Raw genomic sequence first — 25,246 nt, 5'->3', positions numbered from 1 at the left:
GAGGAAAGATATTTTTGGCAAGGTCACCCTAGTTCCTAACCCCTAACCCCTAGTTCCTAACCCCTAACCCCTTGAAACGTGGGAACTCCTGCGATTCTTTGCGGAAATTACTGTTCAAGAAACGGTTTGTTTGCGTCGGGATGTTTGACGAGATATTCTTTGACCGTGTTTCTTTTTTTATCCAGACGCGCCAGGTGATCTTCGATGATCTTCCCGAAATCCAGTTTTCCCGTGATGATCTCGTATCTTTCGGTTTCCATCGTTCCTAGATCCAGATCGGAATCGATTTCGGAAGATCGATCCGCGTATCTCTGCGCCTCTTTCCAATAGGGGATCGCTTCCTTGTAAAATCCGTCCGCGACCTCGAAGGAACGATTTAGGTCGTACGCAAAATCCAGATTGTAAAAGTAGAGATGTCGTTTATCAAATTGGGACGCGATTCTCATATAGGAACGCATGATCTGCAGATTGATATGCATAAAAAGAAGATTGCGATATTTGTAATATTCTTCCTCGTCTTTTACGGGACAAAGCGCGTTTTTGGGATGCCTGAACCGTTTCCTAAGTCCGATCTTTAAAAAGTAAATGTCCCTCTTAAGCTCGTTTTCCTTGTAGTGAAGTTTGAGTCCGTAGAGCTGGTAATAATCTTCCAAAAATTTGGGTTCCCATTTATGGAGTTTGTAGGGCACCCAATCCGAGAATTTTGTATAAGGCCCGTTTTTCTCGTACTCGTAGTTATAATCCAGATCGATTTCCGCGGAAATCGAAGTTGTGTTCAACAGGATTCCTAAAAGGATACAGAGCAGTCTGATGATTCCAACGCGCATTCAAGATGATTTTCGGCAGATTTTAATTTTTAGGCGAGAGAGGAAGTTCGCAAAAAATCAGCTCTTCTTTCCAATTTCGAATCGGCGACCTACAACTTAATTTCCGGATCGATCGACGATTCGCTCTCTTTTACGGGAAACGAACGTTTGTGGAATGTCCGAATCGTGTTCGATTGGGATGTCAAAAAATCGGTGCAACGCTTAACTGCGATTCTTTGTTTCTTTCTTACACGCGCCTCAAAACCTCAAAGGAAATCGGAGAATAAATCCTACAACTGTAGGTTTTGGACAGGTTTCAAGAGCGCGTCCGGTTCGAAAGATTCCGCTTTAAAAAAAGCGATCTACTCGGCAAAAAAAAATCCTTTGAAATCGGTTCCGAGTCTAAACTACGAGTTCGGGATTTGTTTGACCGGGAATGAGGTTGACCTCTGATTTTTTAACGGAAGCATAGTTCTCGGAACGAATTTTTATCTTTTGGGTCTTTTGATTCGTGTTATCTAAAATATTTCAATATAAGAATTTTCTAATTCGTTTTGCGGTTTTGAGTATCCTATTTTTTTGGGGATCCAACCTGCCTCTTTCCGCGGAAAGTTTACCCGGTTCTTGGTTTTCCGAGTTGCATAGATCCGTTGGAGAAAGAGTTTCCGGCGGAACTTTTGACTGGACAACCGGCTTTATTTTGATTGCGGGCGGGTTCCTGGCGAGCCTCTTACCCTGCGTTTATCCGTTGTATCCGATCACGGTCGGAATCGTAAGAGCGAGGGGAGAAGGTTCTCCCAAAATTCTTCACCCGGCGATTTACTATTTCGGTTTGGTTACGGTTTATACTTCCTTCGGTTTGATCGCCGGTTTTAGCGGAGGGGCGTTTAACGTGATCTTGCGTTATCCGATCGTCAACCTCGCGCTTTCCATTTTGATTTTTTTATTGGCTCTTGGATCCCTGGACTGGATCCATCTTCCTTTTTTTCAGCCCAAGGAAGTAAAAGCCGGACAAGGCCGTAGCGGAACGTTTTTGTTGGGGATGGGGGCCGGGCTTCTTTCTTCTCCCTGCGTCGGTCCGGTTGTAGTCGCGATTCTTTTACAGATCACGGCAGGTTCCGGTGCGATCTCGATCGATTCCGTGTTTCTTGCGTCTTTTAAGATGTTCTTATTCGGACTCGGTCTTGGGTTGCCGTTTTTGACGATCGGAGTTTTCGGTTTGAGTCTTCCTAAGTCGGGAAAGTGGATGCGTTGGATCCAATGGGTTTTAGGAATTTTCGTATTATACTTTTCTTATACGTATTTTCAAAAATCGCTTTCAAGTTGGGGAGTTTCCGATTCATCGATTCCTTTGGTTGCGTTCGGAATCTTATTCATACTTCTTTGTCTCTATTTTTTTCTTCCGGAAGAATGGAATCGTTACGTAAGAATGAAGAAGGCTCTCCTTCTCGGAGGAGTCGTTTTATCCGCGACCGGGCTCGTAATTCTTTTGGTTCCGAATTTCGGGGGAAACAATTCCTCAACGGAAATAGAAACGAAGGGAAATCTTTCCTGGTTTCGATCTCCTTCTAAAGCGTATGCGGAGGGTACGGACACCGGAAAAAAAGTGTTCATCGATTTTTATGCGGATTGGTGTACGAACTGCAAAACTTTCGAGGAACTCACACAAAACGATTCCGCCCTGAACGAAGCCTTACAGGGAGCGGTCCTTTTAAAAATCAAAGACCAGGATCCTATTTTTGAAACGTATGCAAAAGATCCCCGTTTCGAAGAATTAAAAATCGGGCTTCCGTTTTTTGTGATCTTGGACGAGGAAGGGAATCTTTTGTATAAGAATACGGATTATCAGGATACGGCTACGATGATCCGGACGCTCAAACAACCTTAAAAGCGGCAAGTGACGAGTGATTAGAACTTTACGTACAATAAAGCGCAAGTGTTCCCGAAAGGAATCATACTTTTTACTTGCAAAAAGTATGATTTTCAACCATCGAACTCACGTTATGATTACGCCGTTTCTTTTTTCCAGAGTTTACCGCGAATGATGAAAAAGGCTCCGACTAAAATGATCGCCACCGAAACCCATTGCGACTGGGAAAAACCGTGCCAGTAATACTGACTTAAAAAAGCTGGATTTTGCTCCGCGTTGGGAATGTTGACGAATGAAGGAGGATCGATGAAGGGAAACACCGCTTTGTTGACCCTTAAAAATTCCACCATCAATCTGGCAAAACCGTGCAGAATCAGATACTGGGCCCCGATGGAAAATTTTTTAAAGTTCTGGTCTTTTGCCCAAAACTGGAAGTATGCAAAAAAGATAAAGGATACGATGGATTCGATTAGGGGAGTGTTCCAAACGGGAACCCCGGAAGGATGGGCGCCGTGATAGTCAAAAACCAAAAGCGGAATTCTCATCTCGGTCGCAAAACCGTAACAGCCGTCGCCGGAAACCCAACAACCCAATCTTCCGATCGCATAACCGATCGCCATACTCGGAACCGCCGCGTCGAGATAGGACTGAACATCGAGTCGGAAGTATTTCATGTAGAGACTGATAAAAAGAATTCCGAACAGAAATCCTCCGTAAAACACGAGTCCGCTTCCGGAAAACAAATTGTCCCAAAGAGCCATTCTTCCCGGAAAACCGTACCAGTGTGTGAGAGGATAAAAATACTTTCCGTCAAAGCCGGGGGTTTCCATAAAGATCTGATCCCAGATTTCAAAGACGAAAAAAATCTTCGCTCCGACCAAGGTTCCTAAAATTCCTAAAAGCAAAAGCCAATCGGAATGTTCCGGTTCGAGACCTCTGCGTTTTAACTCTTTCGGAAGAAGGTAAGACGCAGCTAAAAAACCCAACATCATCAAAATACTGAACGTGGACGGTCCGTCCCAGTTGAAGAATTGTTTGAGAAACGGCACTGGAATTCTATCGATCATAGTCTAACCAATACTCTCGATTGCAACAATCGATCAACCCATAATCGAAAGGGGAAATTCGGAGCTTTGGTTTATTCGATATTGATGAACTCGGCGGGATCCAAGGGAGGATCTTGTCCGATATGAACCTCGTAGTGAACGTGAGGCCCCGTGGCTTTACCGGTGGAACCTACGAGCCCGATGAGATCTCCTCGTTTTACGATCTGATTTTTTTCCACGAGGATTTGAGAACAGTGACCATATACGGTGAATATTCCGTTCAAATGATTGATCCGAATATTCATCCCTAAACCGCCGGAAGATTGACCGGATTCCACCACGATGCCGGGGGCGGTCGCGTAAATCGGAGTTCCTTCCGCAGAGGCAAAGTCCACACCCGAATGATGTTCCCCTAAGATCACGAGACCGAACGGATCGATTCGGCCTCCGAACGTGGAGGAAACAAAACCGATTCCGGGTTTGAGAGGACGTCCTCTCGGAAGCGCGTAAAGAATCGATTCTCTTTCTTCGAGATAGTCGAACGCGTTTTCAAAGGCCTGACGAATCCGAAAGAGTTCAATGTTCTGAACCGCGAACCCTTCGACCGTATTTTTATAAAGTTCCAGGTTCGTTTCGGAATCGGGAATTTCCTTTTTGAGGCGAAACTCGGGAATCACCTCGTAAGTCAGAATCCGTTTCCAAGGAACCTCGTCCCAAGCTACCAGATTGAGCTGTTCGGTTTTTCTTTCCAAACCGTGGATTTCCTTTTTTGCGTCCTGGAGAAGCATATCGTAGTAAAGATATTGACTTACATTTTCGTCGCTTTTCTGAAATAGGTCTTGGTCGGGGCGGTAAAAAAAATTCAGGTAAGAAAGAAAGACAAACGCAAGGACCAAAATGAGTCCGGAAAGAATTCCGAGGAACCAAGCCATAAAGACGTTGAGTTCGATGGTAATCACATTTTCGTGACTGTGTGGAACGAGTAAAAAAGAGATTTTTTTGGAACCCGACTCTTTGAATTTCCGAAATCGATTTTTGAATTTGAGAATTTTGACCTGTAGACGCTCGGAATGGGTCAATGGAAGATTGTACTTTGCCGGGCTTGTCATAGATTTTTACTTGCAGGTAAGGGGATCGACGGGATTATAGACCCATTCTTTATATGAAATTCCTGTCCAATCTGTTCAAGAAAAAAATAGGATCAGTTGAGGATATTCTCTCTCACCCGGACGGCAAACGTTACTACCGGGATGCCCATCTGATCCGCAAAAATATGATAGATGAGGACGCGGTCAAAATCATCCACAGGCTGAATAAATTCGGTTTTAAGGCGTATATCGTAGGAGGGGGAGTTCGCGACCTTCTTCTGGGAAGAAAGCCGAAAGACTTCGACGTAGTCACTAACGCGACTCCGAACCAGATCAAAAAAATCTTCAATAATTGTCGTATTATCGGAAGAAGATTCAAAATCGTGCATATACTTTTCCGCGGAAAAGTGATCGAAGTCAGTACCTTTCGTTCCCTACCCGATTATCGGCTTGGGAAAGCCGTGGAAGATCAAGATTACCTCATCAAGAGAGACAACAAGTTCGGCACACCGCAAGAAGACGCCGCTCGCAGAGACTTTACAATCAATTCCTTATATTACGACGTAAGAAACGATTCCATCATCGATTACGTCGGCGGTTTTGAGGACATTCGTAATAAAGTACTGCGCGTAATCGGAGATCCGGATATTTCTTTTCGCGAAGATCCGGTGAGAATGTTGCGGGCCGTGAAGTTCGCGGAAATTCTGAGTTTGTCCATCGAAAAGAGCACCTCTAAGGCGATTCGAAAACACAAGATCGAGTTGGAAAAGGCTTCCAGTTCGAGAATGTTGGAAGAATACAATAAGATCTTTCGCACTTGGAAAACTTCCCTGATCTTTCAGGGAATGGCGGAACACGGACTTCTGGAAGTTCTCTTTAAGGAAGCCTTTGAAAAGGAAAGAAAGAGGAACTCCAATTTCGGCGAAAAGTTTTTGGAAACCAATATCGGAAAACGTCTTGCGATTGCGGACAAACTTCTGACCGAAAGGGAAGAGATGACTCCTCATATTTTTTACTCCCTGATTTTTTCGGATCTTGCGGGAGAAGCATTACAAAAAGAGAATATGAATTTGGTTCCCGCGATTAAAAACAGTTTGGAGCCGATTTTCAATCGACTGGAAACTCCCAAAAAAGACAAGGATCGTTTGATCAAAATTTTCGCAAGTCAGCAGAGATTTTTAAGCACCGAAGACGAAAAGTCCTCTCAGAATAATTTCTTTCGTATGAAGGATTATTTTTACGACGCGTTTATGGTTTTTAAGATCGGAGCGATCGCGGAAAACGACGAAAAGGCGATTCAGAGCGCGTTTTTCTGGGAAATTTCCGTAAGGAAAAGGCCCATTCCCGTAAAAAGATTTAGCGGCGGCGGCGGGGCAGGCAGCGGTCCTCGACCCAATAAAAATCGAAATAAGAATTTTCAAAAGAACCGGGAAGAAGGCGGTCCACGAGATCGTCCGAATCGGAGAGAAGAAAATCAAAATTCTTCCGAATCCGAAAAACCGAATCGTAGAAATCAAAACGAAGATGTTGGACGGGATTTTCCAGGGGAAAATCCGGGAAACGAGTTTTAAGAACCGAAAAAAACTCGTTTCCGTTTTTTAAACGCGAAGTTTTGCAGGAGTTCTTACGGTTTGAAACTCAACCTCACTCCCTGCGAGTCGTTCGATCGGTTTTGGGACCAACTCTAAAATTCGCGGCGTATCAATCGCAGCGGCGTTTAGTAACTTTACGATTCTTGAAAGTAGTTTACTACGAATTGAAGGGAAGTTTTGGATCGAAATGTGGATTCTTCCAAAGAACCCCAGAGATCCAAACTTTCGGCCTTACTGAGTAGCTCTAAAAAATCCTTTCCTCGGTTCCAAACCAAACACGGAATCGATTCGGGCGCGCCTAAGATTTTAAAACGAACGTGTTTTCCGTCCGTCATCGGTTTTGTATGATACACTTTCGCGTTTTTGATCGAATACAAAGGAACCGGATTTTCGTGACCGAACGGTTCAAAGACGGAAAGTTCCTGAAAGATTTTAGGATTCAACTCTTCCGGTTGCAAAGAAATGAGACTTGGCGTTTGTTCGAGAATCGTTTGTTTTTGTTCCTCTTCGAGCCAATTGTCCGCGTGTTCAAAAATCAACTTTGCAAGTTCCGGAATTTTTTCGATTTCAAGTGAAAATCCTCCCGCTTCCTTGTGTCCTCCGAATTGTAGGAAGACCGACTCCGCTTTTTTGAGAAGGTTCAAAACGTTTTCCTTTCCGTAAGCGCGAACGCTTCCTTTTGCGTGTCCGTGATCGGGTGTGACGAATATTACCGGTTTCTTATATTCTTCCACGAGTCTTGTGGCGACGATTCCGGAAACACCGGGTTCGAAGTCGGGCTCGTAACAAAAAAGAACCGATTTTTCAGTCCGTTCTTTCTTTCGTTTTAAAAAACCGTCCACCTTGAAAAGATTTCTTTTGGTTCTTTCTTTTCTTTCTTCGTTAAGTTTTTGAAGTTCTTTGGCGCTCGCACTCGCACGTTCCGGACTTTCTTCCAATAAAAGATCGAGAGCGACTTCCGTACGATTCATTCTTCCCGCGGAATTGATCATCGGTCCGAGTCCCCAGCCCAAGTCCTTAGAAGTCACGTGTTTGTTTGAAAGTTCCAAAAGTTGTAGGAGTTGGAAAAGTCCTTCTCTGTGTTTGGTTTGTTGACGATTGAGTTTGAACAGGATCTTACAACCTTCTTTAACGATGATTCTGTTCTCTCCGTAGAGGGGCATCATGTCGGAGACGGTTCCGACCGAGGCCAGATCGAAGTTCTGAAGGTACTGTTCCAAGATCGCGGGGTATTTTAGAAATTCATGATAGAACCATTCTCTTTCCGGAAAAGAGGATTGAAAGGTGTAACTTTCCTCCGTTATGGAAAGGGAAAATTTGGATTCCGCTTCCTGTCTGTCTCCTTGAAAAAGAAGTTTGCCTCGGAATATTAGATATCCTGAAAATAGGGAGTTTCCGTCTCCGATCCAGGTCGCGCGGTTGTATTCTTCCAAAGAAGAATAGAGATACGCTTGTATGAATTTAAGGGCCAAAGCGGCGGTGCAAATCTTTTCGTTGGGATAATTGGAGTCCTGGCGTTTGGGAGAAATTAGATAACAGTCGGGGATTCTTTCCGGAATTTCGTGGTGATCAAGTACGATGACCTTAATTCCGAGGGAAGCGAGTTCGTCGATTTGAACGTGATTGGTCGTTCCGAAATCGAGTGTGATCAAAAGATCGGGTTTGTGTTTTTTCACGAAGTCGAGAGCGGCCGGGCAAAGCCCGTAGTCTTCTTCGTTCGAGGCTTTTAAAATCAATTCTCCCCGATGGATTTTTTTTAAAAAACCTCCGAGGAGGCTCGTGGAGGAAACCCCGTCGCAGTCCCTATCTCCGAATAGAAGAATCTTTTTTTCGGCTTGAACGAATTCTTTCAGAAGTTCCAAGGCCGGTTCCAAATCCGGAAGTAAAAACGGAGAGGGAAGTTCCCTCAACCCGTGATAGAGGAGATGTTCCGGACGGGATTTTTCCCGCAGATGGGTTTCGTAGAATCGATGTTGAAGAGGACTGAGATGTTGGCGGAACCCCGACGAGGGAAGTAATTCCTTTAAACCGGGGCCGTGTGAAAAAGGGCTGGGCATTTACATAGCGCTGTTTCCGCTGAATTTGGCCCCGGATTCGATTTCCAAATCGGGGGTGCGGATATCGCCGATTACCTTACCGGTTTTTCGAATGGCGACTTTTTCGTTGGCGGAAACGTTTCCTTTCAAATTTCCTTCCACTTCCAGAGTTCCGGTTTGTATATCGGCTTCCACTTCTCCCGTGTCACCTACCACGAGTTTTCCGGCGGTTTCGATGGTTCCTTTGAAGTTGCCCTTGATTTTCAGGGAATGACTGAATTTCAGTTTTCCTCGGAAATGAATATCGTCTCCGATAATTGTATCGATCTGTTCGTCGTTCATTCTGGCTCCAAGTTTTAGGGTCAAAGAGGCAGTTTCAAATGTTTTTTTACGATTTTATATTTATTAGGCATCTTTTACATTTCCGATAAAAATAAATTCCTTCTTGTGAAGTTTCATTTCCAACGGATTTTAAATTAAAAATACTATTTCTCTAATGTGAGAATTTCCGGACTTCCATTCAAGACATTCAGATCCACGGGACCGCTAATTCCGGGAATATGCCCTCGATTGTGATACTGCCAAAGAATCCATCTCTGATCCGAAAACGTATTCGGATGTTTGAATATATCCCGGATCCAAATCGGATGATCTTGAAAGTCAGTTCCGACGTATCGATCGATGAATTCGTATGTAAGATAGAGGATCGTCTTTTTACCGTAAACCAAATCGACACGGTTTAAAAAATCCCGAATTTCGCCGGAAACGTTTTCGATCGGAGGTCTTTCCTTACAGTTTCCTACAAATTCCAAATCGATCACCGGCGGGAGGGAGTTGGAGTTCGCGGGAACGGTTCGTATAAAATTCTCCGCTTGTTCCTTTCCGGATTTACATAACGTAAAGAAATGATAAGCGCCGACTAAAAAACCCCGACGTTTTGCTTCCTTCCAATTGAACGCGAAGGATTTATCCTGAAACTCTCCGCCTTCTGTCGCCTTAATATAAACAAAGAATACTTCCGACTTTGGAACTAAGGCCCAATTGATTTTGCCCTGATGATTGGAAACATCGATTCCTCGCACGGGATATGTTTCCCGAGAAGGAGTTACAAACCAAATCTTACCGGAATCCAAGGCTCGATACAAACCGAATCCTAAAAGTAAGAATACAATCGACGTAAGGATGAAAAGGATTTTTCGTTTCATGTTCGTTGATATGTATATCGTAGCTTTTTAACTAAGGATAGCGAAAGAATGAAGATTCATCGAAAAAACCTCTTCGTACAATTTGTTTTGTATCGGATCCTTAGACTGCAAACCTACAATCGTTCTTGGTTGCGAGGTTTAAGCGGTTCTCTGTTTTGTTATTATTCTGTATCAGGCTGTGATGCGCCTTCTTTCGATGTGGACAAAATCGTTTTGTATACAATTCAAAAGAAGGATAAAACTTAAAACGCCGCGATTAAAATCGTCTCGATTTCGTTCTTGGGAAGTTCCCTGGGGAGAGAATCCAAAAACGGAAACGAAGCCGCCAGATTCGCGATCGAAGGGAGGTCCATCTTTCGCACCTCGTATTCGGAAAGTCTTTGGGGAATTTTCAGTTCGATAAAAATTTTACGAATTCCTTCCACCGCCTTAATCGCGGCTTCGATCACCGAAATATTGGTGATGTCTTCGTCCAGGGCTCTCGCAATCATCACATATTTACCGGCGGAAGAGGTCAGGTTGTATTCCATAACGTGCGGGAGAAGAATGGACATGGACTGAAAAATATCCAAATTTGTAATATTCGCACTTGCTAATGAAAGCGCGAAACAAAGTCCGAGAGAACTGGAAGACTGAGCGATTCCGGTCAAAAGACTGGCCGCGTAAAGACCGTTTTTGTAATTTAAGTTTTTCGGATCTCGGATCGAAGGGATCAGGTTCTTTTGCAAAAGTTCGATCGCTCGGAGCGCGGAAGAGATCGTAAGTTCCGTGGAAAACTTGGAAAGGATCGTATCCACCGCCGCGGCCAAAATTCCCACACCGACCTTGGAAATATCCATGGAACTCATAAACGAGGAAATCTTAGGATCGGCGATGATGAGTTCGGGGAATAAAAGTTCATGAGAAAAATATTTCGTAATTTTTTCGTCTCCGAGAAGGATCGTAGAGATCGGAGAACATTCCAAACCGAAAACGGGGTGGGTCGGAATCAAAATGAGAGGAATCGGTTTTTTAAGTTTTATTTTCTTATCGGTGATCATGTCCACCGCAAAGACGTCGTTTGTGACGAGTAAGGCGATGAGTTTGGCCATGCTGATCGATTCGTAAGAGCCGTAACCGATGATACAATCCGCGTTTGCGATTTTTGCGAAGTAAGCGGCGGTATCCAATTCTTCCGGAGTGGGTTCCTTAACGATGTCGTCGTAGAGGATGACCCCGTCGATATGTTTTTCCAAACTCGTTTTGATGACGGAAAGTTCGTCCATGTTTTCCAGTTCTTGTTGTGTGGAAAAGATGACGGTTCTGGAACCGATGTTTTTGACGAAGTTACCCACTTTGTATCCGCAATCTGCTTCAAAGTGGATTTTAGGAGGAAATGTGTAGTGAACCCAATCGGGGAGTATCGGCATCGTTGTCGTCTCCCGGATAACCCTAGCGACTTTCTAATTGAAATAGAGGTAAAAAATCAGTTTATCCGTAACGTTCTTATTGGCCCAACATGGTTTCCGAGATTCTGTCCGCGATCGTATTCAAAACGTCGGCGCTCAGATTGTCGTAATCTCCGTTTTTCAACTTTTCCTTAATTTCTTTGAGTTTCACGGAACGATCTCCATCGTCCGGAGTGGATAGAATTTTGCGAGTTATAGTTTGAACTTCCGCTTGCAGTTTTGCTTCGGATGCTTTTTGTTTTGCGGTATCGGAGATAGAAACGTTATCAAAAGTTTCTTTGGATTCCGCTTTTTTAACCGGAACCGTTCTTTTCGATTCGTATCCGCTTCCACCGATCCCACCGATTTTATCGATAGTCATGATTTGTTACCTCTACTGAATTCTATCGGCCGATCCACGAGAGCCTTTAAGCATTTTTTTCCGATTCGTATTGATTAAAACCACAAATTCGCCCTTATGGACAAATTCCTTGGATTTTTCGGGGAGAATGGGAGAAAAATACAGGATTTCTTCGTGAATTTTGGTCATTTCTCGGCCTACAAGAAATTCCGAGTCCGGAAAAATTTCTCCGACCGCGTCCAGTGTATCCCCGATTCTGTGAACGGATTCGAAAAACATAATGAGCCCCTCGAACCCCTTCCATTCTCCGAGTTGGTTCCTTTTTTTACCTTTTTTTTCGGATAAAAATCCGAGAAACAAAAACGGATTGGCCTGCCATCCGGAAATTCCGAGTAACGCGGTGAGGGCGCTCGCGCCGGGAACGGGAGCGATTTTAAAACCCGCTTCCCGAACCGTTCGAATCAAATGGGAACCCGGGTCCGAAACTCCCGGAGTTCCCGCGTCCGAAACGAGTGCGAATGTTTTTCCCACTTTCAAATCTTCTAATATACCCGAGTAGGGAGTTTCCGACTGATCTCTGTAGAGAGTGGAAGCGGGGGTGGAGATGGAATAAGACCGGAACAACGTTTTGGAATGTCCCGCGTTTTCGCAGAGAATTCGATTCGTATTTTTTAGGATCCGAAGAGCTCGAAACGTGAGATCCTCCAAGTTTCCGATCGGAGTGGAAACCACGTAGAGAGTTCCGGGTTCGAGGGGAATTTCCGTTAACGGTTCCGGCTCTTCCTCCGAACTCATAAGTTGCAGCCCGGAGGAGAAACTCCGGAAGGACAAACACATCCGGTCTCTTCCGCACCCGCAATCGTACAAGGATTACAAATTGTTCCGACGGGACAGTTTTGTTTTACTGCGGTTGTACAAGCGGTGTTGTTACATTCCGCGGGATTACAACTGGAACCGACGGAACAAAGATAAGGCCGGGAGGAAGAACACATTTTTACGGGAGTGGAAGGGTTGGAAAAGATTCCGCTATTCAATAGGGCTCTCATCGTGAACGTATAAATTTCACACTTGATAAACGGAAATACTCCCGGAGGAGGATTTTGATTGAGGACCCTGTGAATTTGTAATTTGGAAGAACTCGTGGATGCTTCGGACGAAAGATGAGGAAACGAAGGTTGAACTCCGTTTTCCAAATAAACTCCTCCGGCGGTGAGAGTTTCCGCAACCGAAGGAGCGGTCGAGGTTATGTAAAGGTTGTAACCGACGAACTGCGGTTCCGCGTTAGTCACATAATAACGAATTAAAAATTCCGGTTTATAACTGTTCGGTTCGGATTGAAAATCCGTGTCTTTTGAAGTTGTATCCGTGATTCCCTCATTGATGGCCAGTATGCTCAAAAACTGAGGAACACCTACCGGAGAAATGAATATAAAAGGAGATTGTGCCACGTCCGTGTTTGTACCACAACCGAATAGGATCCAAAGGATGGAAAGAATCGGAAGGAAGGTGGAACGAAGAATTTGGAAAGGCATTTTTATCTTGCGTAGGATCCGATTTCTCAAATATTAGAGACGAACTCCGTGATTCAGGATAGAATTTCCTAGATCGGCGGTCTTACAATCAAAATTTCCCCAATTTATTCCGGAGCGTTTTCGTGGTGAGCATTCGTAAATTAGTCGTTTATTCTGGGATTTCCATCGCACTGGTGGCGCTGGTTTGGATCCTTTTTTCTTCGGAAGATTCCGGAGAGAAAGAAAGAAAAAGCAAGGAGGCCGATAGCGTCGCGCTTCTTTTAGGCGGAAAAGGAAGTTCGTCGTCTTCCGCTTCCGGATCTTCCGGGGGTAGAACGAACGAGTCCATTTTTGATTCTTCCTTTTACAAGTCGGGCAAGGGAGAATACATCGAAGCTGAAAACGGAGGAGCCAAAGAAGACGATCCGAACGCCGCGGACGCGGACAATCCTTTAAATCCCCAGACGAACAAAGCCTATACCAACGAGGAGATGGAACGTTTCAGCCAACTTCGGGAACGTTTCCCCAACAATTCACTCATTCCTAAAAAGTTAAGTCCTGCGGAAAAGGATGCGAAAAAACAGGAAGAAAGTCGGGTTGCAGAAGCCGCAAGAAACGTCTACGCAAGGACCGCCACTCCCGATCAGATCCGAACTCATTACGATTACATGCAAAAACAAACCCAGGATAGAATGGATATCATCAATTATCTCGTGGACTTGCAAAAAGGTTCCGGTGAGGAAGAGACCGAAAAGAAACTCCAGAATATTCAGGATTCCATCAAAAATCAACTCCAGCAGGTTCAAAGGGAAAGGGAAAACGCATTCAAACAAGCTGGATTATAAATTTAGAATATTCTAAATTTATAATTCGCTTTCTTCGGAAAGGATAGGGAACCGAAAACTGGATTTGGGATCGAGTCCGTAATCGTCCAAATGAAACGAAGGCGGAAGTCTTTCCCGTTTCCATTGGTTTCTGTGAAAGAGAGAGACGTATTTCCGAACCGATTCCTCTAAAAAACCCGCGGGTAACTTTTGAACTTCCGGATCTCCCGAAAGAAGTTGAACGATTTCGGATAATCCCGCGCCCCGCACCACGAACAATTCTTCGATTTTTTGTAAAAGAGGATAAGGCATCAGATCTTTTTCGTCCTCTTGTTTGTCTTCGAGCGGTTTTAATTCGGCGCTCGGCGGAGAAAGGACGATTTCTTTCAGGGAAGGATACGCGGGAAGAATCGGATCCTTTCCTTCCGCGACAAAACGCATCCATCTCAAAATGAATTCCTTACTGACTCCCGTAAGAGGGGCGACCGATCCGGAAGAATCTCCGTCCATCGTCGTATAACCCACGCTCGCCTCGCTTCTGTTTCCCGTGGAAAGTAGAAGATGTCCGTTTAAATTGGCGAGCATCCAAATAATCGGAGAACGAACTCTGGCCTGTATGTTTTGTAGGATTAAGTTGTGTTTGTCCCAGTTAAAAGAAACTCCCGTGATTTTTGAAATTTTTTCGGAGATACTTTGCACCTCGGAGTCGATCGTCAAATCCCCGTGAATCGATCCGACGTCCTCCGCCAAAGCTTTTGCGAGAGTCCTCGTTCGATCCGAATTGTTTGTGGTCGCTTGATAGAGTGTGTAAAGAAGAGAATCTTCCTCGATTCCCTTGGATTTGAAAAAGTTTTCTCCGAGTTCCCGTTTGGCGATCTTTTTCATCGCGGTCACAAGAAGCGCACAAGCGGAACTGTCCGCCCCGCCCGAAAGAGAAATCGTGTAACCCTTGGTTTTGGAGTATATTAGATAATCAAAAAGTCCTAATGCAATGGCTTTCGTAAAATCCGGATAAGATTCGTCTTCTTCCGATACGGAAGGTTCCGTAACGGGAAGATTGATCTTCGGGGTTCTTTTTGGAAATTCGATTCCGAGATAAATTCGATTTTCTTCGAATGATTTTCTTCCTTCGAAACGATTTCCGGAAGGACGGAATTTTTTCGCACGATCGACCCTGGAAGCGTCGAAGTCGATTTCAACGGAACAAAGATCGAAATCGCCGAAGAACAACCTCTCCGATTCCGCGATTAATTTTCCGTTTTGAACGACCATCGAACCGCCTTCGAAGATCAGTCTTCCGGATTCGTTTCCGCAGAGATTTGAAAATAAATACACGTTAGACTCTCTTCTGGAACTTTCCTTAAAAATTTGTCTGCGGACTTTTTGTTTTCCGAAGGCGAAGTGAGACGCTCCCGGAGAAAGAATCAGATCGGTCCCGACTTCCGCGAGTGGAATAGAAGGTTTTTGTAATACCCAGGAATCCTCGCAGATTTCCACTCCGAATGAAAAATGATCGGTTTCAAAAACGAGCGAGCCGAAAGGAATCGTGGAACCGTCCGGGGCCGTAAGATTTTCCTGAGCTTCTTCCCCTCGTACAAACCATCTGTTTTCGTAGTGGACCCCCGTTGTCGCCAGATTGGATTTGGGAACGATTCCCGCCGCCGCTCCGTTACAAAGAACCGCCGCACAATTGAATAGATAAGGATTTTGGAATATAGGTAAACCGACGACTACGATTTTGTTCTCGGTATAAGGAAGAAGTTGTAAGAGGGAATTCCAGGATTCTTTCCAGATCCTAGGAAAGAAAAAAGCATCCTCACATCCGTAACCGGAGATACAAAGTTCCGGAAATAAGATCAGATCCGATTTTTTTTCCCGTTCCAGAACTCTTTTGATCTTATCCGAGTTTCCTTGAAAATCGAATACTTTCGTTTTGAGAGAAACGGATGTAAGTCTCACGGATTGCATGTTTTACAGGATTCAGGCCGGAGTCCGTTTTGAAAGTGTTTTTTAAATCGAATGGGAAGAATGAAGATGAAGATTTGACGATCCGTTCCGGGTTTTGGTAATCGGCTTTTCTTTTTGCTTGTTCGATTTCCACGCTCAATTATGTTAGCGAATGAACAAAATCGTTTTCTGGAGAAAGAATTTCAGTGAAACAAGAACTTCTGGAACTCATTCGAACTCACGCCTACCGTTATTCGGAAGAACCCTTTACCCTCGCTTCTGGGAAGAAGTCCAGACATTATTTTAACTGTAAGGAAATTACACTCGTTCCGGATCGTTTGGAACTTCTCTGTAGGCTTATCGTAAAACAGCATTTAGGCGAATCGGGGATTTTAAATCCGCAGGCTTTCGGAGGTCTTACGATGGGCGCCGATCCGATCTGTTACGGGATCGGTTTGGAATTTAGAAAACAAAATAAGAACGTGTATCCTCTGATCGTTCGCAAACTTTCCAAGGATCACGGTACGAAGAAGTTGGTGGAAGGCGCTTTACACGCGGTGAAAAACTGCGTGATCGTGGACGACGTGATTACGACGGGCGGTTCCACGATTCAGGCGATTCGTAGTTTGAGAGACTGCGGAATCGAAGTCGTTCGGGGAATTTGTATCTTGGATCGTCAAGAAGGCGGGAAAGAAGCCATCCTTGCGGAAGGAGTGGAGATGTTTTCTATATTCAAAAAATCTGATTTTGGTAATTTGGATCATGAGTGAATTTCCGTACGATCTCGATAAATTTCGAAAGAATCTGATTTTTCGTTCGATCGGGGTGATCCTTCTTTATCTTGCGTTTATCGTCTGGAATTTTCTTAAGGTTCCGGAAGAAAATCGAATCGACTTCGTAAAAATTTTCGGTCTTCTTTCGGTGGTTCTCGGGTTTTTACTTTATAGGAATTTTTCCAGACAGTTGAAGGTTTTAAAAGGAGCCAAGGTGGAACTGAATTCCAATTCCATAAAACTCTTCAATTTCAAAGGTCAGTCGTTTGATACGAAACTGAAGTCCGTCGTATCGATCGAAAGGGACGTGTTTCGTTCTTACGTTCGTTTTCTGATTATTACAAAAGAAGATCCGATTCCGATTTTGAATCTTTTAGAACCCGATCGATTTCAAACCGAGTTGGAAAAAAATTCCGGAAAAAAGACAGTCGTTCAAGAGAGCAGGCCCGGGTTCTTACATCCGAAAACCCTTTTGTATTTTATCCCTTCTTTTGCGATGTTCGGCGCCGTTTTTTACGCGCCTTTTCGTTTGAAAATGGAATCCTTTTATCTGATTGCAAACGTAAACGCACTTCTCGTGGCGATTTATTTTCCGGAAGACAAGGTGAAACTCGTGTATTCCGCCAAACGCAGATGGATTTTCCTTTTGGGTGCGCTTTTGATCGCCCAGTGTCTGATTTACTTAAAGGTTTTGTAATATTCAAATTAGAGCTTAGACTATCGGGATTCAGTTACATTTTCCTAATCGATTGATTGCGCTTTAATAAAGGCAGAATCTCCCTCTTCTGTAATGTACTAGGGGTCAGGGTTTAGAATTCAGAGGGATTTTCCTAAAAGGGCGATCTGACTTTAACAAAGTATAATCTTTCTCTTCTGTAAATTGTTCTAAAACCTAACCCCTAGAACCTAATTCCTAGAACGTCTTCGGTTTGGCGATTAGATTGAGTTTTCTTTGAGTGAGTCTTCTGAGTTCGACCATTTCATCCAGATAAGAAGCGAGAACCTTGTCTACGTTGATATTTTTTTCCATCTTCAATAGACTGTCTCGGATCAAACGAAGATTTTCCTCATCGACGATCTTTCCGGAAGTGATCAATTTGCGGACCGTTTCAAACTCGCATTTTCTGAGATGTACTCTGAGTAAAAATTCGATCGAAAATTTAGAAACCATTCTCCCCCAAGGACTGTTCGGATTGAGATTGGCCGGTAACTCCATCCGATCCGTCGCTCTGTGAGAAAGAGTCGGTCCGAAAGAATTTGACAAAGGTGGGGAACCGAAAGAACCGTCGGGGATGTCTTTTCCTTCCTTCGGACTGTCGCCTTTGGCGACGAGGATGTCTTCCATGTTATGAGTTCGAAAATCATCTTGAAAGTCGTCGGGATTGTTGTTCATCATCCGTATATACTCTTCGAGCATCACGGCGATGTTTACCATACGTCCGATCGGAGTGTTGTTTAGTTCCCGAATTTTCGGAAACAGTTCTCTTGTGATCGTGGAAGGGGATTTCTTTTTATAATAAGTCGCTTCGTAGAGGCGTTCTAATTTTTTTTCGGAGTAGTATTTTAAGTCGTTCAGAATTTTGAGATCCGCATAGGCGTACGCGTCCACACCCGGATCGCTCATCCTGCTCGACTTTTCCTCCGGCATTACGATCTTGATGACGAATATGATTTTTGCCGCTCGGAGGGCTTCGAGAATATTTCGAAGTTCGTCCGGCTCCCTGGAAAAAAGTCCCATCAATTCCTTTAAGAAAGTATCCGAGGTCGGAATTTTTTGATCTTCTCGAAGATTCACTTTCCGAATTTCGGAAGCGATTTGTAATGCTATTTCGCTTAAGGCGCTCATAATAAGAATGAAAGCATCCTATAGGAAGGAACGTTTCGAATCAAGTTGGTTTTCACATTAAACAACGTGAGTACCTTCATTCTTGACTGATCCGAAAACTCAATTTTTGTAAAATATATAACGGAACCAAACAGGAAAGAATTCCTAGGATCGGGGATAGGACGAGAAAAAAGATCGGCGCTTCCGGAGAAACGGTGAATTTTAAAGTCCACCCGAATGCGTTTTTGTTGACGACGTACAAAACGATCGGGGAAAGAAAAAACGCCAGAAGAATTCCGAAACAAACGGAGACGATCGTAATGAACACGCTTTCGGTCAGTAAAATCCTTCCGAGTTGTCCGGCATCGGCTCCCAAATATTTGAGAATTCCCAACGTGTTTTTTTTGGAAATGAGATTGTGAAACAAGGACGAAACCAAAGAAAGCATGGCAATGATAAACGCAGTCGTTTTGAGTGTTTCCAAAACTCCGAAAACCTTATCCACTCCTTCCGTATAAAGTTTTCTAAGTTCCTCTTCGTTGAATAGTTTTAGGGAAGGATTTTGTTCTAAAATTTTAGAGATCGATTTTTCCCCCTCTTTGTTGTTTGAGTCCTTCTTTAAAAAGATCTTAATCGAATTGTATCCTTGAAGTCCGAAAAACTTTTCGTAGTTTCCTATATCCATCATGATCGTTCCGCGTTCCGAAAAAAAATGTTCTTTGATTCCTCGAACCTTAAATTCTTTTTTTCCGAATTTCGTTTCGATTCGAATCGTGTCTCCGATTTCGAAGTTTTGCAGATAAGCCATATTGGAGGAGATTAGAATTTCGTTTTCCGTTTTTATGAAACGTTCCGGAGAATCCTCTCGGTCGTGTGTCGCAAAGGTATATGCATGAATCGTAAAGTTTCCCCGATCCGTTTCCACTCTTGTATTCACGCAAAAACCGTCGAGGGATTTTACTTCCGGAATTTGAGAGAGTTCGTTTAACAAACGGACCGGAACCCCTCCCTGAATTCCCGCCGCTAAATTTGCGGAATTGACGATCGTATATTCGGCGGGAAATTCCGATTGGACCCAGTCGTTCAGGGATCTTCGATAGCTGTCCGTTAAAATCGAAAGACAAACCACAAGCGAGGTCGCAAGCATCAGAGTCGCGGACGTAAGAGTGTTTCGAAGAGGTTGGTTTCTCATTTCTTCCAAACCGATTTTCATAAATACGAAAGAACGATCGGATCTTTCCGTGAGTTTAAAAAAGAAAATCGCGAGAATTTTAAACACCCAGGGAAAACAGAAAGTAAAACCGACCACGATTCCTCCGATTCCCAAAAGTCCCGCGATCGGAAATCTCCAACGAATCGGAAGGAACGCGATGAAAACGAAGATACAAAGAAGCAAAAGTCCGATCGATAACAAACGAAATTCATTTACTCGATACGTTCCCGAAGAGGATTCTCTCAAAATCGAAACCGGAGAAATTTTTCCCGCTCTAAAGGACGGAAACGCAGCGGATAAAAAAGAACCGACGATTCCGATTCCCAGCCCTGCGAGCCAAGTGGAGACGGGGACGGATTTGTAGGTTTTGAGATAGGAAAGGTCGGCGGAAGTCGTTTCGGGGCTGAAAAAATCGAGTCTCGAAAACAAAAACCCCAATCCCAGTCCTAAAAAACTTCCCACGATTCCCAAAAACAAAGCCTGGGATACGAAGAGGGAAAAGGTGTGACCCGCGCTCAGTCCCATCGTTTTTAAGATTCCCAATTCTTTTTCGCGGCTGACGTACAATCCGGACATCGTGTTCGAAACCATAAAAAGCGCGATGATGATAGAAATCAAAGATATCACCGAAAGATTGAGTTGAAAGGAGCGTAACGCGTTTCCCGATTTTTCCCGGATGTCTTCCACCGTTTCGACTCTGTAGTCGGAACCTAACTTTTGTTCGAGGATATGTTTTTGTTCGGGTCGAAACTCGTTCGGTTGGATCAAAAGGAAACTAACGTGTCCCCCCGTTTCAAATCGTTCCATCGCCGATTCTATGTCTTCCATGAGAATACTTCCGCCTTCCAAGTCGAAAACGAACAACTCCGCAACGGAGAAGTTATGGGAACCCGTGCGAACGTCGACGTTCGAAGTTCCGATTCTTTCGGAAAGAGAACGGCTGATAAAAACGGAAGAGAATTTGTCCTTTGCGGTTCCCGTGTCGGATTTCGCTTCGTAACGAAATTCATCCGATTCCTTTAAAAAATCCAGACCGACGTATACGGCTCGGATGGAATCGTTTACGATGACTTCTTTTTGAAATCGAGGTGCGATTTTTACGATCCAGGTTTCCTTCGATAAGTCTCGGATGAGAGAGACAGGAAGGTTTTGATCTCCGAGGGAAGAGGAGATTTTGATCTTATATTCTCCCTGAAAGTATCCCATGGCGAAGTCGGTCAGACTTTTTTCCGCCTTCATTCCGTTTGCGGCGGTTGAGATAAAAAGTCCGACTCCCAAGGATATTCCGGCTAACGCGAAAAATGCGCCCAACTTATGATTTCGAAAGTATTCGAACAGGAATAATGTATAAATTCGAAAAGACACGATACTTTCAGTCCGTCAAAATTCCGTCCGCCATCTTCAAACGGAATTCTCCCAAGGAACCGAGTTTTTGATCGTGAGTTACGATAAAAAGCGTGAACCCGTATTGTTTTTGCAAATCCGAGAGAAGACGTATTACGTTTTCTGCATTCTTCGTGTCCAAGTTTCCGGTGGGTTCGTCCGCAAGTATCAGAGAGGGACGTTTGCAGAGGGCTCTTGCAATCGCGACCCTTTGTTGTTCCCCTCCGGAAAGTTCGTCCGGTTTGTGGAATTTTCTGGAAGAAAGCCCCACTTTTTCAAGCGCTTCTTCCGCCGCATTTCGAGCCCGCGTTTTGCCGATTCCGGAAATGTAAAGCGGAACGGCCACGTTTTCCAGAGCGTTTAAATACGGAAGTAGATGAAAGAATTGGAATATGATTCCGGTCTCGTTCCTTCTGTATTCGGTAAGTTCTTTTTCGTTCATCGAATGCAGAGGTTTTCCGTTTACGAAAACCTCTCCGGAATCCGGGACGTCTATACCCGCAAGTATATTCAAAAAAGTTGATTTACCGGAGCCGGACGGTCCCATAAGCGTGACGATGGAAGCACTCGGAATATCCAAATCCAATCCTTTGAGAACTTCCGTTTTAAGTTTTCCGCTTTGATAGGATTTGCGTAGATTTGAAACGCGGATTCTTTTGGAATCCGTCGCGTTTGTGTTCGGGTTTGTCATCTCTTTGAGGAAACAATAGAATTCGGAATGAAATCCGTGGAAAGTGAAAAAACGCTTAAAACCGAACTTTAGAATTTCACGGACGATTTATACAAAAGAATACTTTAGCTTTCCGTTGAATGGATTTTCAGACGAACTCCAAATCAGAGCTTGTCCCAAAACCTGAAATGTGGTAACTACGTTTTTAAAAGACGAGAAAATCATCTAAAAGCCTAAAAACCGTAAAAGAGACGGTTTCTGTGGGAGCTCATGCAAATTTCCTTGTAGGTTTTGGGACAAGCTCTAAATATTGATTTTTCCACCCAAACTAAAGAGTGTGCTTTGTCGTTCTTCGAATTGTTGGGCAAAGTATTGAACATAAAAAAAAATTGATCTCGCAAGAAACTCGAGTGCGACGCTTTCTACGGATCGCTTGGCAAGTTTGGGATACGTAGTAAAATAAAAATCAAAAAGAGGATACAAACCATGGAAACGGCACGCATAACGATTTTGAGGATTCACGGAACATTGTTGATTGCAATGGGGTTTATGATGAGCATAATCTCCACTTTGGGTTTGTATGGAACCGGACCTTATAGTTTTTTAAGTGATCATAATTTGGGTCATGTCGGTTTGATTCAGGCTTATTTATTGGCCGGTTTAACCGGGATCGTATTGTGGACGGGGTCCTATCAAGTGGGAAATAAAAAGAAATGGAACCGAATCGGCGCGTTATTCCATGTGTTCATATTAGTCGTGTACGTATTTCATTGGAATTTTTTTGCTACACTTCCGAACGGGGTGGCGACTCGAAGTATGGGCGTCTCGTTTCATATTCTATTTTTGTTCTTAGAAGGTTGGGCCGGTCTCTATACTAGTGAATAGAGTTTAGAAATCAGATTTCAGAGTTCAGAAATTTTACAGAAGAGGGAGATTGTACTTTGTTAAAGTCTGATCCATCTATGAGGAAAATCCCTCTGAACTCTGAACTCTAAACTCTAAACTCTAAACTCTGAATATTCCATTTTTAACGAGTGATTCTTGCGAGATCGGTTCCGGGATAGTAGTGTCTCAGAATTTCGAAATAGTTGTAATTTTCTTTCGCCATCCCGAAACTTCCCCATTGACTCAAACCCACTCCGTGACCCGAACCCATTCCTTTGACGAGAAAGCCGTTTCCTTCTTTTTGAATTCCGAAACGTAAAGAACGGACCGGGGCGCCGAGAGTTTGTCTGAACTCTTTGCCTCGAATTCTGGAGGAACCTTCCGTTCCGTTCAGTTCCATCAGATCGACTCTTCCGGAAGCCGTCCTGGATAAAACTTGAATCGATTGAATCTCGCCGAGTTTTAAGTTTGAGAATTTAGAATTGACGAGTTCCTGAGAGATCGTTTCTCTCCAATAAAAGTTATCTCCCGCACGATCGAATTCGGAGGCAACGGCGGGAAGATAGGGAATTTTTTTTCCTCCCCAAACGTTTTCGGGAGTTTCCGTTTTTCCGCCGCTGTTCGAATGAAAGAACGCTTGGATCGGATTTTCCTCGAAGACCGCCATCACACCGGTCGTGTCCTGAACGGCTTTTGTTGTGAATGGATGTTCTTTTTCAAGGCCCCCGTACACTTGGGAATTTGTAGTCGCTTCCACGTCGTAAAGTGCATTCTTTTTATTTAATATTTCACGAACGGCATACGTTCGCGCACAGATCGCTTGCGCTTTTAAAGCTTCCATCGGCCAGCTATAAGGAACTTCGGAAGGTACGACCGCCAAAAGATATTCCTCCAGGGGTAGGACGTTGACCACAAGGGCCGAGCCTTGGTCTTGGGGAATTAGATGAATCGTTCCTCGTACTTTGCGGGATTTGTATTCAAGTCCCGAGTTCTGGCCTACGAAATGTATGGGCGCCTTTAAACGGGAAACGTCCAAGGAAATGATGTCGATTCCTTTTTTAATCAAAAGATCGTTTGCGTCGTAGACGGAGATGACTCCTTCTCCTCGAATCTGAAGATCACCTTCGGTTTTTCCAAGAAGCACTTTGATTTCGTGAACCGATCGGCTTTTATAAGGAGGGGTCCACGGACGAATGATGACGGTGTTACAACCCGTTTCCAAAAGTACGATCGTGAGAATGAAAAATAAAACTAGTTTTTTAGTCATAAGAATCCCGGAGATACGTCTATCTCTTTCCTGAATATCGATGGGAAATCCAAATTCCTATAGAAATTTTTGGATTTTAAAGGAAGGACCAAACCCTCAATCCTAAACCCGCGCCACTCGAAGCGTAGGTTATAAATTCCTTCAGTCAGGAACAAATTGAAGTTGATTCAAGGTCCTTTATGCGTCTTTGTTTTCTTTTTACGGAATCATATCGATCGGTTTCAGGATGGATCGTTATATCCATGAGCCGGATCGTAGAGGACTTCAAAATGAAATGGATAGAGAACGTTTTTTGGGGAAGAAAAATTTTCGGGGTAGGGCCGCCTCTGATTTTTTGGGTTTCGTTTTTTTTCTGGATCAACGCGTGCTCGTCGATTCGGAACAACGCCGGAAAAAAGGAAGATCCATTCGTTTATGTCGATCATGTCCAAGGGATCAACGAAGACGATTTCGAACTCAACGCAAAACGTAAAATTTTAGAGAAAGGTCTCGGCGAACTTATCGAAGGCGGTTCTCAAACGATCGACGGTCGACTCAAAGAGATGATCACAAATTCCTCGACCGAAGGATTTGTAACGGAGTTTTCCAGAATCGGATCTTTGCGAAAAAAAGGAAACTTGTCGGAAGGCGACGCCAAGGGTAAGGTGAGCCGAAAGGCCGTCCAAGACGCACTCAAAGAAAGATATAAGGAATTGGGAAAACCTAAATTTTTGATCGTCATCGATGAAACGATTTTGGGAAAATCGAATTCCGGTTCTTCGATTTCCGCAAACGTGATCGTAAACAAATTCGTAGAATTCGACTTTCTGGATCGAAACCAATGGATTCGAATCTTAGAGAAGGAAAATACGAAGTCTATCGGGGTTTATGGAAATCAATCCCTCGAAACAAAGGCGGTAGCGACCGCGGCCGAAATGGAAGCCCGGATATTATTTATAGGTCAAGTCGAAGTGACTAACGTAGGAAATATCGAAAACACCGATTTAAAATCATACCAGGCGGTTTTTCGGTTTAAAATTTTAGACGTTAATACGGCAAGAATTATCGCGGCCGACAATACGAACGGAACTTCCCTGCACGTGAATTCCGAAATCGGATCTCAAGAAGCGATTCGAAAAGCAGTGGAGAGCGCGTATCCGAAAATTCGGGATCAAATTTCGATAAAATGGAAACCCGGAAATTTAATCCGTTTAAAAATAGAAGGACTTACGTACGACGACTACGTCGATAGGGACGTAAAAGGTTTGATTCGAAGTATTCAAGGAGTTAACGCCGTTTCCGAGGTTAATAACGGCAATACGAAACCGTCGTGGATCGTTCTTGAAATCGAGGCTTTGTATAACGGAAATCATCTCTATCAAAAGATGAGAGAAAAAAAAGCCGATTTCGGTTTCGACTTTTCACAAAAAGAAGTGAAACCGAGTTCGATTCATATTATAAAAAATTAATTTAACGTGAGTTCGGTATAACCGATGCGAAAACGATTGTATGTTGCGATCGCTCGAAGCGGACTTATA

At 43.8% G+C, this 25,246-nt stretch carries 22 protein-coding genes; 7 read left to right on the top strand and 15 right to left on the bottom strand.

Translation table 11 applies throughout. The features are described 5' to 3' along the window. Positions 1 to 107 precede the first annotated feature (107 nt). Complete coding sequence (locus LEP1GSC060_RS15230) at positions 108 to 827, bottom strand: hypothetical protein (protein ID WP_003007067.1); 720 nt, start codon at positions 825 to 827, stop codon at positions 108 to 110. 490 nt (positions 828 to 1,317) lie between these two features. Here LEP1GSC060_RS15230 and LEP1GSC060_RS15220 point away from each other — a divergent pair, with 490 nt between their 5' ends. Further along, positions 1,318 to 2,694, top strand: a complete 1,377-nt coding sequence (locus LEP1GSC060_RS15220) for a protein-disulfide reductase DsbD family protein (protein ID WP_003006984.1) — start codon at positions 1,318 to 1,320, stop codon at positions 2,692 to 2,694. A 119-nt stretch (positions 2,695 to 2,813) separates the two neighbouring features. On the opposite strand, the gene LEP1GSC060_RS15215 is transcribed toward LEP1GSC060_RS15220, so the two are convergent. Both LEP1GSC060_RS15215 and LEP1GSC060_RS15210 read right to left on the bottom strand, forming a co-directional pair. Then, a complete protein-coding gene (locus LEP1GSC060_RS15215) occupies positions 2,814 to 3,743 on the bottom strand; it encodes a prolipoprotein diacylglyceryl transferase (RefSeq protein ID WP_003007064.1) in 930 nt (309 codons plus the stop codon). Positions 3,744 to 3,814: 71 nt separating this feature from the next. Continuing rightward, entirely contained in the window at positions 3,815 to 4,831 is a 1,017-nt protein-coding gene (locus LEP1GSC060_RS15210; protein WP_003007007.1) for a M23 family metallopeptidase, read from the bottom strand. Between the two features lie 53 nt (positions 4,832 to 4,884). Between LEP1GSC060_RS15210 and pcnB the strand changes: the two genes are divergently transcribed. Then, a complete protein-coding gene (gene pcnB / locus LEP1GSC060_RS15205) occupies positions 4,885 to 6,381 on the top strand; it encodes a polynucleotide adenylyltransferase PcnB (RefSeq protein ID WP_003007026.1) in 1,497 nt (498 codons plus the stop codon). Positions 6,382 to 6,536: 155 nt separating this feature from the next. Here pcnB and recJ read toward each other — a convergent pair whose 3' ends face one another. The 7 genes from recJ to LEP1GSC060_RS15165 all read right to left on the bottom strand — a co-directional run bounded on the left by recJ (position 6,537) and on the right by LEP1GSC060_RS15165 (position 12,963). Then, positions 6,537 to 8,459, bottom strand: coding sequence for a single-stranded-DNA-specific exonuclease RecJ (gene recJ / locus LEP1GSC060_RS15200; protein ID WP_003007063.1), 1,923 nt, complete (start codon positions 8,457 to 8,459; stop codon positions 6,537 to 6,539). Further along, positions 8,460 to 8,780 (bottom strand): bactofilin family protein, encoded by a 321-nt coding sequence (locus tag LEP1GSC060_RS15195; protein ID WP_003007053.1) that lies wholly within the window; start codon positions 8,778 to 8,780, stop codon positions 8,460 to 8,462. It abuts the gene before it with no gap. 143 nt (positions 8,781 to 8,923) lie between these two features. After that, positions 8,924 to 9,643, bottom strand: coding sequence for a glycoside hydrolase family 25 protein (locus tag LEP1GSC060_RS15190; protein ID WP_003006954.1), 720 nt, complete (start codon positions 9,641 to 9,643; stop codon positions 8,924 to 8,926). Between the two features lie 242 nt (positions 9,644 to 9,885). Continuing rightward, the gene (locus tag LEP1GSC060_RS15180) at positions 9,886 to 11,052 is read right to left on the bottom strand and encodes an iron-containing alcohol dehydrogenase (RefSeq protein WP_003007061.1); all 1,167 of its coding nucleotides are present in this window, start codon (positions 11,050 to 11,052) and stop codon (positions 9,886 to 9,888) included. Positions 11,053 to 11,128: 76 nt separating this feature from the next. Then, entirely contained in the window at positions 11,129 to 11,452 is a 324-nt protein-coding gene (locus tag LEP1GSC060_RS15175; RefSeq protein ID WP_003006968.1) for a flagellar biosynthesis anti-sigma factor FlgM, read from the bottom strand. 12 nt (positions 11,453 to 11,464) lie between these two features. After that, entirely contained in the window at positions 11,465 to 12,226 is a 762-nt protein-coding gene (gene rsmI, locus LEP1GSC060_RS15170; RefSeq protein WP_003006993.1) for a 16S rRNA (cytidine(1402)-2'-O)-methyltransferase, read from the bottom strand. Beyond that, positions 12,223 to 12,963 carry an LIC11073 family putative lipoprotein gene (locus LEP1GSC060_RS15165; RefSeq protein WP_003007017.1) on the bottom strand — a complete coding sequence of 247 codons (741 nt, stop codon included), beginning with the start codon at positions 12,961 to 12,963 and terminating at the stop codon, positions 12,223 to 12,225. Before LEP1GSC060_RS15165 ends, rsmI begins: the two co-directional genes overlap by 4 nt. 122 nt (positions 12,964 to 13,085) lie before the next feature. Between LEP1GSC060_RS15165 and LEP1GSC060_RS15160 the strand changes: the two genes are divergently transcribed. Beyond that, entirely contained in the window at positions 13,086 to 13,787 is a 702-nt protein-coding gene (locus LEP1GSC060_RS15160) for an LIC_20245 family lipoprotein (RefSeq protein ID WP_003007039.1), read from the top strand. An 18-nt stretch (positions 13,788 to 13,805) separates the two neighbouring features. On the opposite strand, the gene nadE is transcribed toward LEP1GSC060_RS15160, so the two are convergent. After that, a complete protein-coding gene (gene nadE, locus LEP1GSC060_RS15155) occupies positions 13,806 to 15,734 on the bottom strand; it encodes an NAD(+) synthase (RefSeq protein ID WP_003007075.1) in 1,929 nt (642 codons plus the stop codon). A gap of 185 nt (positions 15,735 to 15,919) precedes the next feature. Here nadE and pyrE point away from each other — a divergent pair, with 185 nt between their 5' ends. Beyond that, entirely contained in the window at positions 15,920 to 16,483 is a 564-nt protein-coding gene (pyrE, locus tag LEP1GSC060_RS15150) for an orotate phosphoribosyltransferase (protein ID WP_003006944.1), read from the top strand. After that, positions 16,476 to 17,183 (top strand): hypothetical protein, encoded by a 708-nt coding sequence (locus tag LEP1GSC060_RS15145; RefSeq protein WP_003006975.1) that lies wholly within the window; start codon positions 16,476 to 16,478, stop codon positions 17,181 to 17,183. Before pyrE ends, LEP1GSC060_RS15145 begins: the two co-directional genes overlap by 8 nt. 216 nt (positions 17,184 to 17,399) lie before the next feature. Here the strand turns inward: LEP1GSC060_RS15145 and LEP1GSC060_RS15140 are convergent, their stop codons facing one another. The 3 genes from LEP1GSC060_RS15140 to LEP1GSC060_RS15130 all read right to left on the bottom strand — a co-directional run bounded on the left by LEP1GSC060_RS15140 (position 17,400) and on the right by LEP1GSC060_RS15130 (position 21,598). Beyond that, entirely contained in the window at positions 17,400 to 18,332 is a 933-nt protein-coding gene (locus LEP1GSC060_RS15140) for a hypothetical protein (protein ID WP_003007091.1), read from the bottom strand. 76 nt (positions 18,333 to 18,408) lie between these two features. Next, entirely contained in the window at positions 18,409 to 20,889 is a 2,481-nt protein-coding gene (locus LEP1GSC060_RS15135) for an ABC transporter permease (protein ID WP_003007048.1), read from the bottom strand. A gap of 7 nt (positions 20,890 to 20,896) precedes the next feature. After that, complete coding sequence (locus LEP1GSC060_RS15130; protein ID WP_003007042.1) at positions 20,897 to 21,598, bottom strand: ABC transporter ATP-binding protein; 702 nt, start codon at positions 21,596 to 21,598, stop codon at positions 20,897 to 20,899. 465 nt (positions 21,599 to 22,063) lie between these two features. Here LEP1GSC060_RS15130 and LEP1GSC060_RS15120 point away from each other — a divergent pair, with 465 nt between their 5' ends. Further along, complete coding sequence (locus tag LEP1GSC060_RS15120) at positions 22,064 to 22,462, top strand: hypothetical protein (RefSeq protein WP_036096706.1); 399 nt, start codon at positions 22,064 to 22,066, stop codon at positions 22,460 to 22,462. Positions 22,463 to 22,604: 142 nt separating this feature from the next. Here the strand turns inward: LEP1GSC060_RS15120 and LEP1GSC060_RS15115 are convergent, their stop codons facing one another. Then, positions 22,605 to 23,729, bottom strand: coding sequence for a SpoIID/LytB domain-containing protein (locus LEP1GSC060_RS15115; RefSeq protein WP_003006990.1), 1,125 nt, complete (start codon positions 23,727 to 23,729; stop codon positions 22,605 to 22,607). A 269-nt stretch (positions 23,730 to 23,998) separates the two neighbouring features. Between LEP1GSC060_RS15115 and LEP1GSC060_RS15110 the strand changes: the two genes are divergently transcribed. Continuing rightward, the gene (locus LEP1GSC060_RS15110; RefSeq protein ID WP_036096724.1) at positions 23,999 to 25,177 is read left to right on the top strand and encodes a hypothetical protein; all 1,179 of its coding nucleotides are present in this window, start codon (positions 23,999 to 24,001) and stop codon (positions 25,175 to 25,177) included. Positions 25,178 to 25,246: the final 69 nt, after the last annotated feature.

Origin of the sequence: Leptospira weilii serovar Ranarum str. ICFT (assembly GCF_000332415.1) — a bacterium.
GTDB classification, from domain to species: Bacteria; Spirochaetota; Leptospiria; order Leptospirales; family Leptospiraceae; genus Leptospira; species Leptospira weilii_A.
This window is presented reverse-complemented; position numbering and strand designations above follow the sequence as displayed.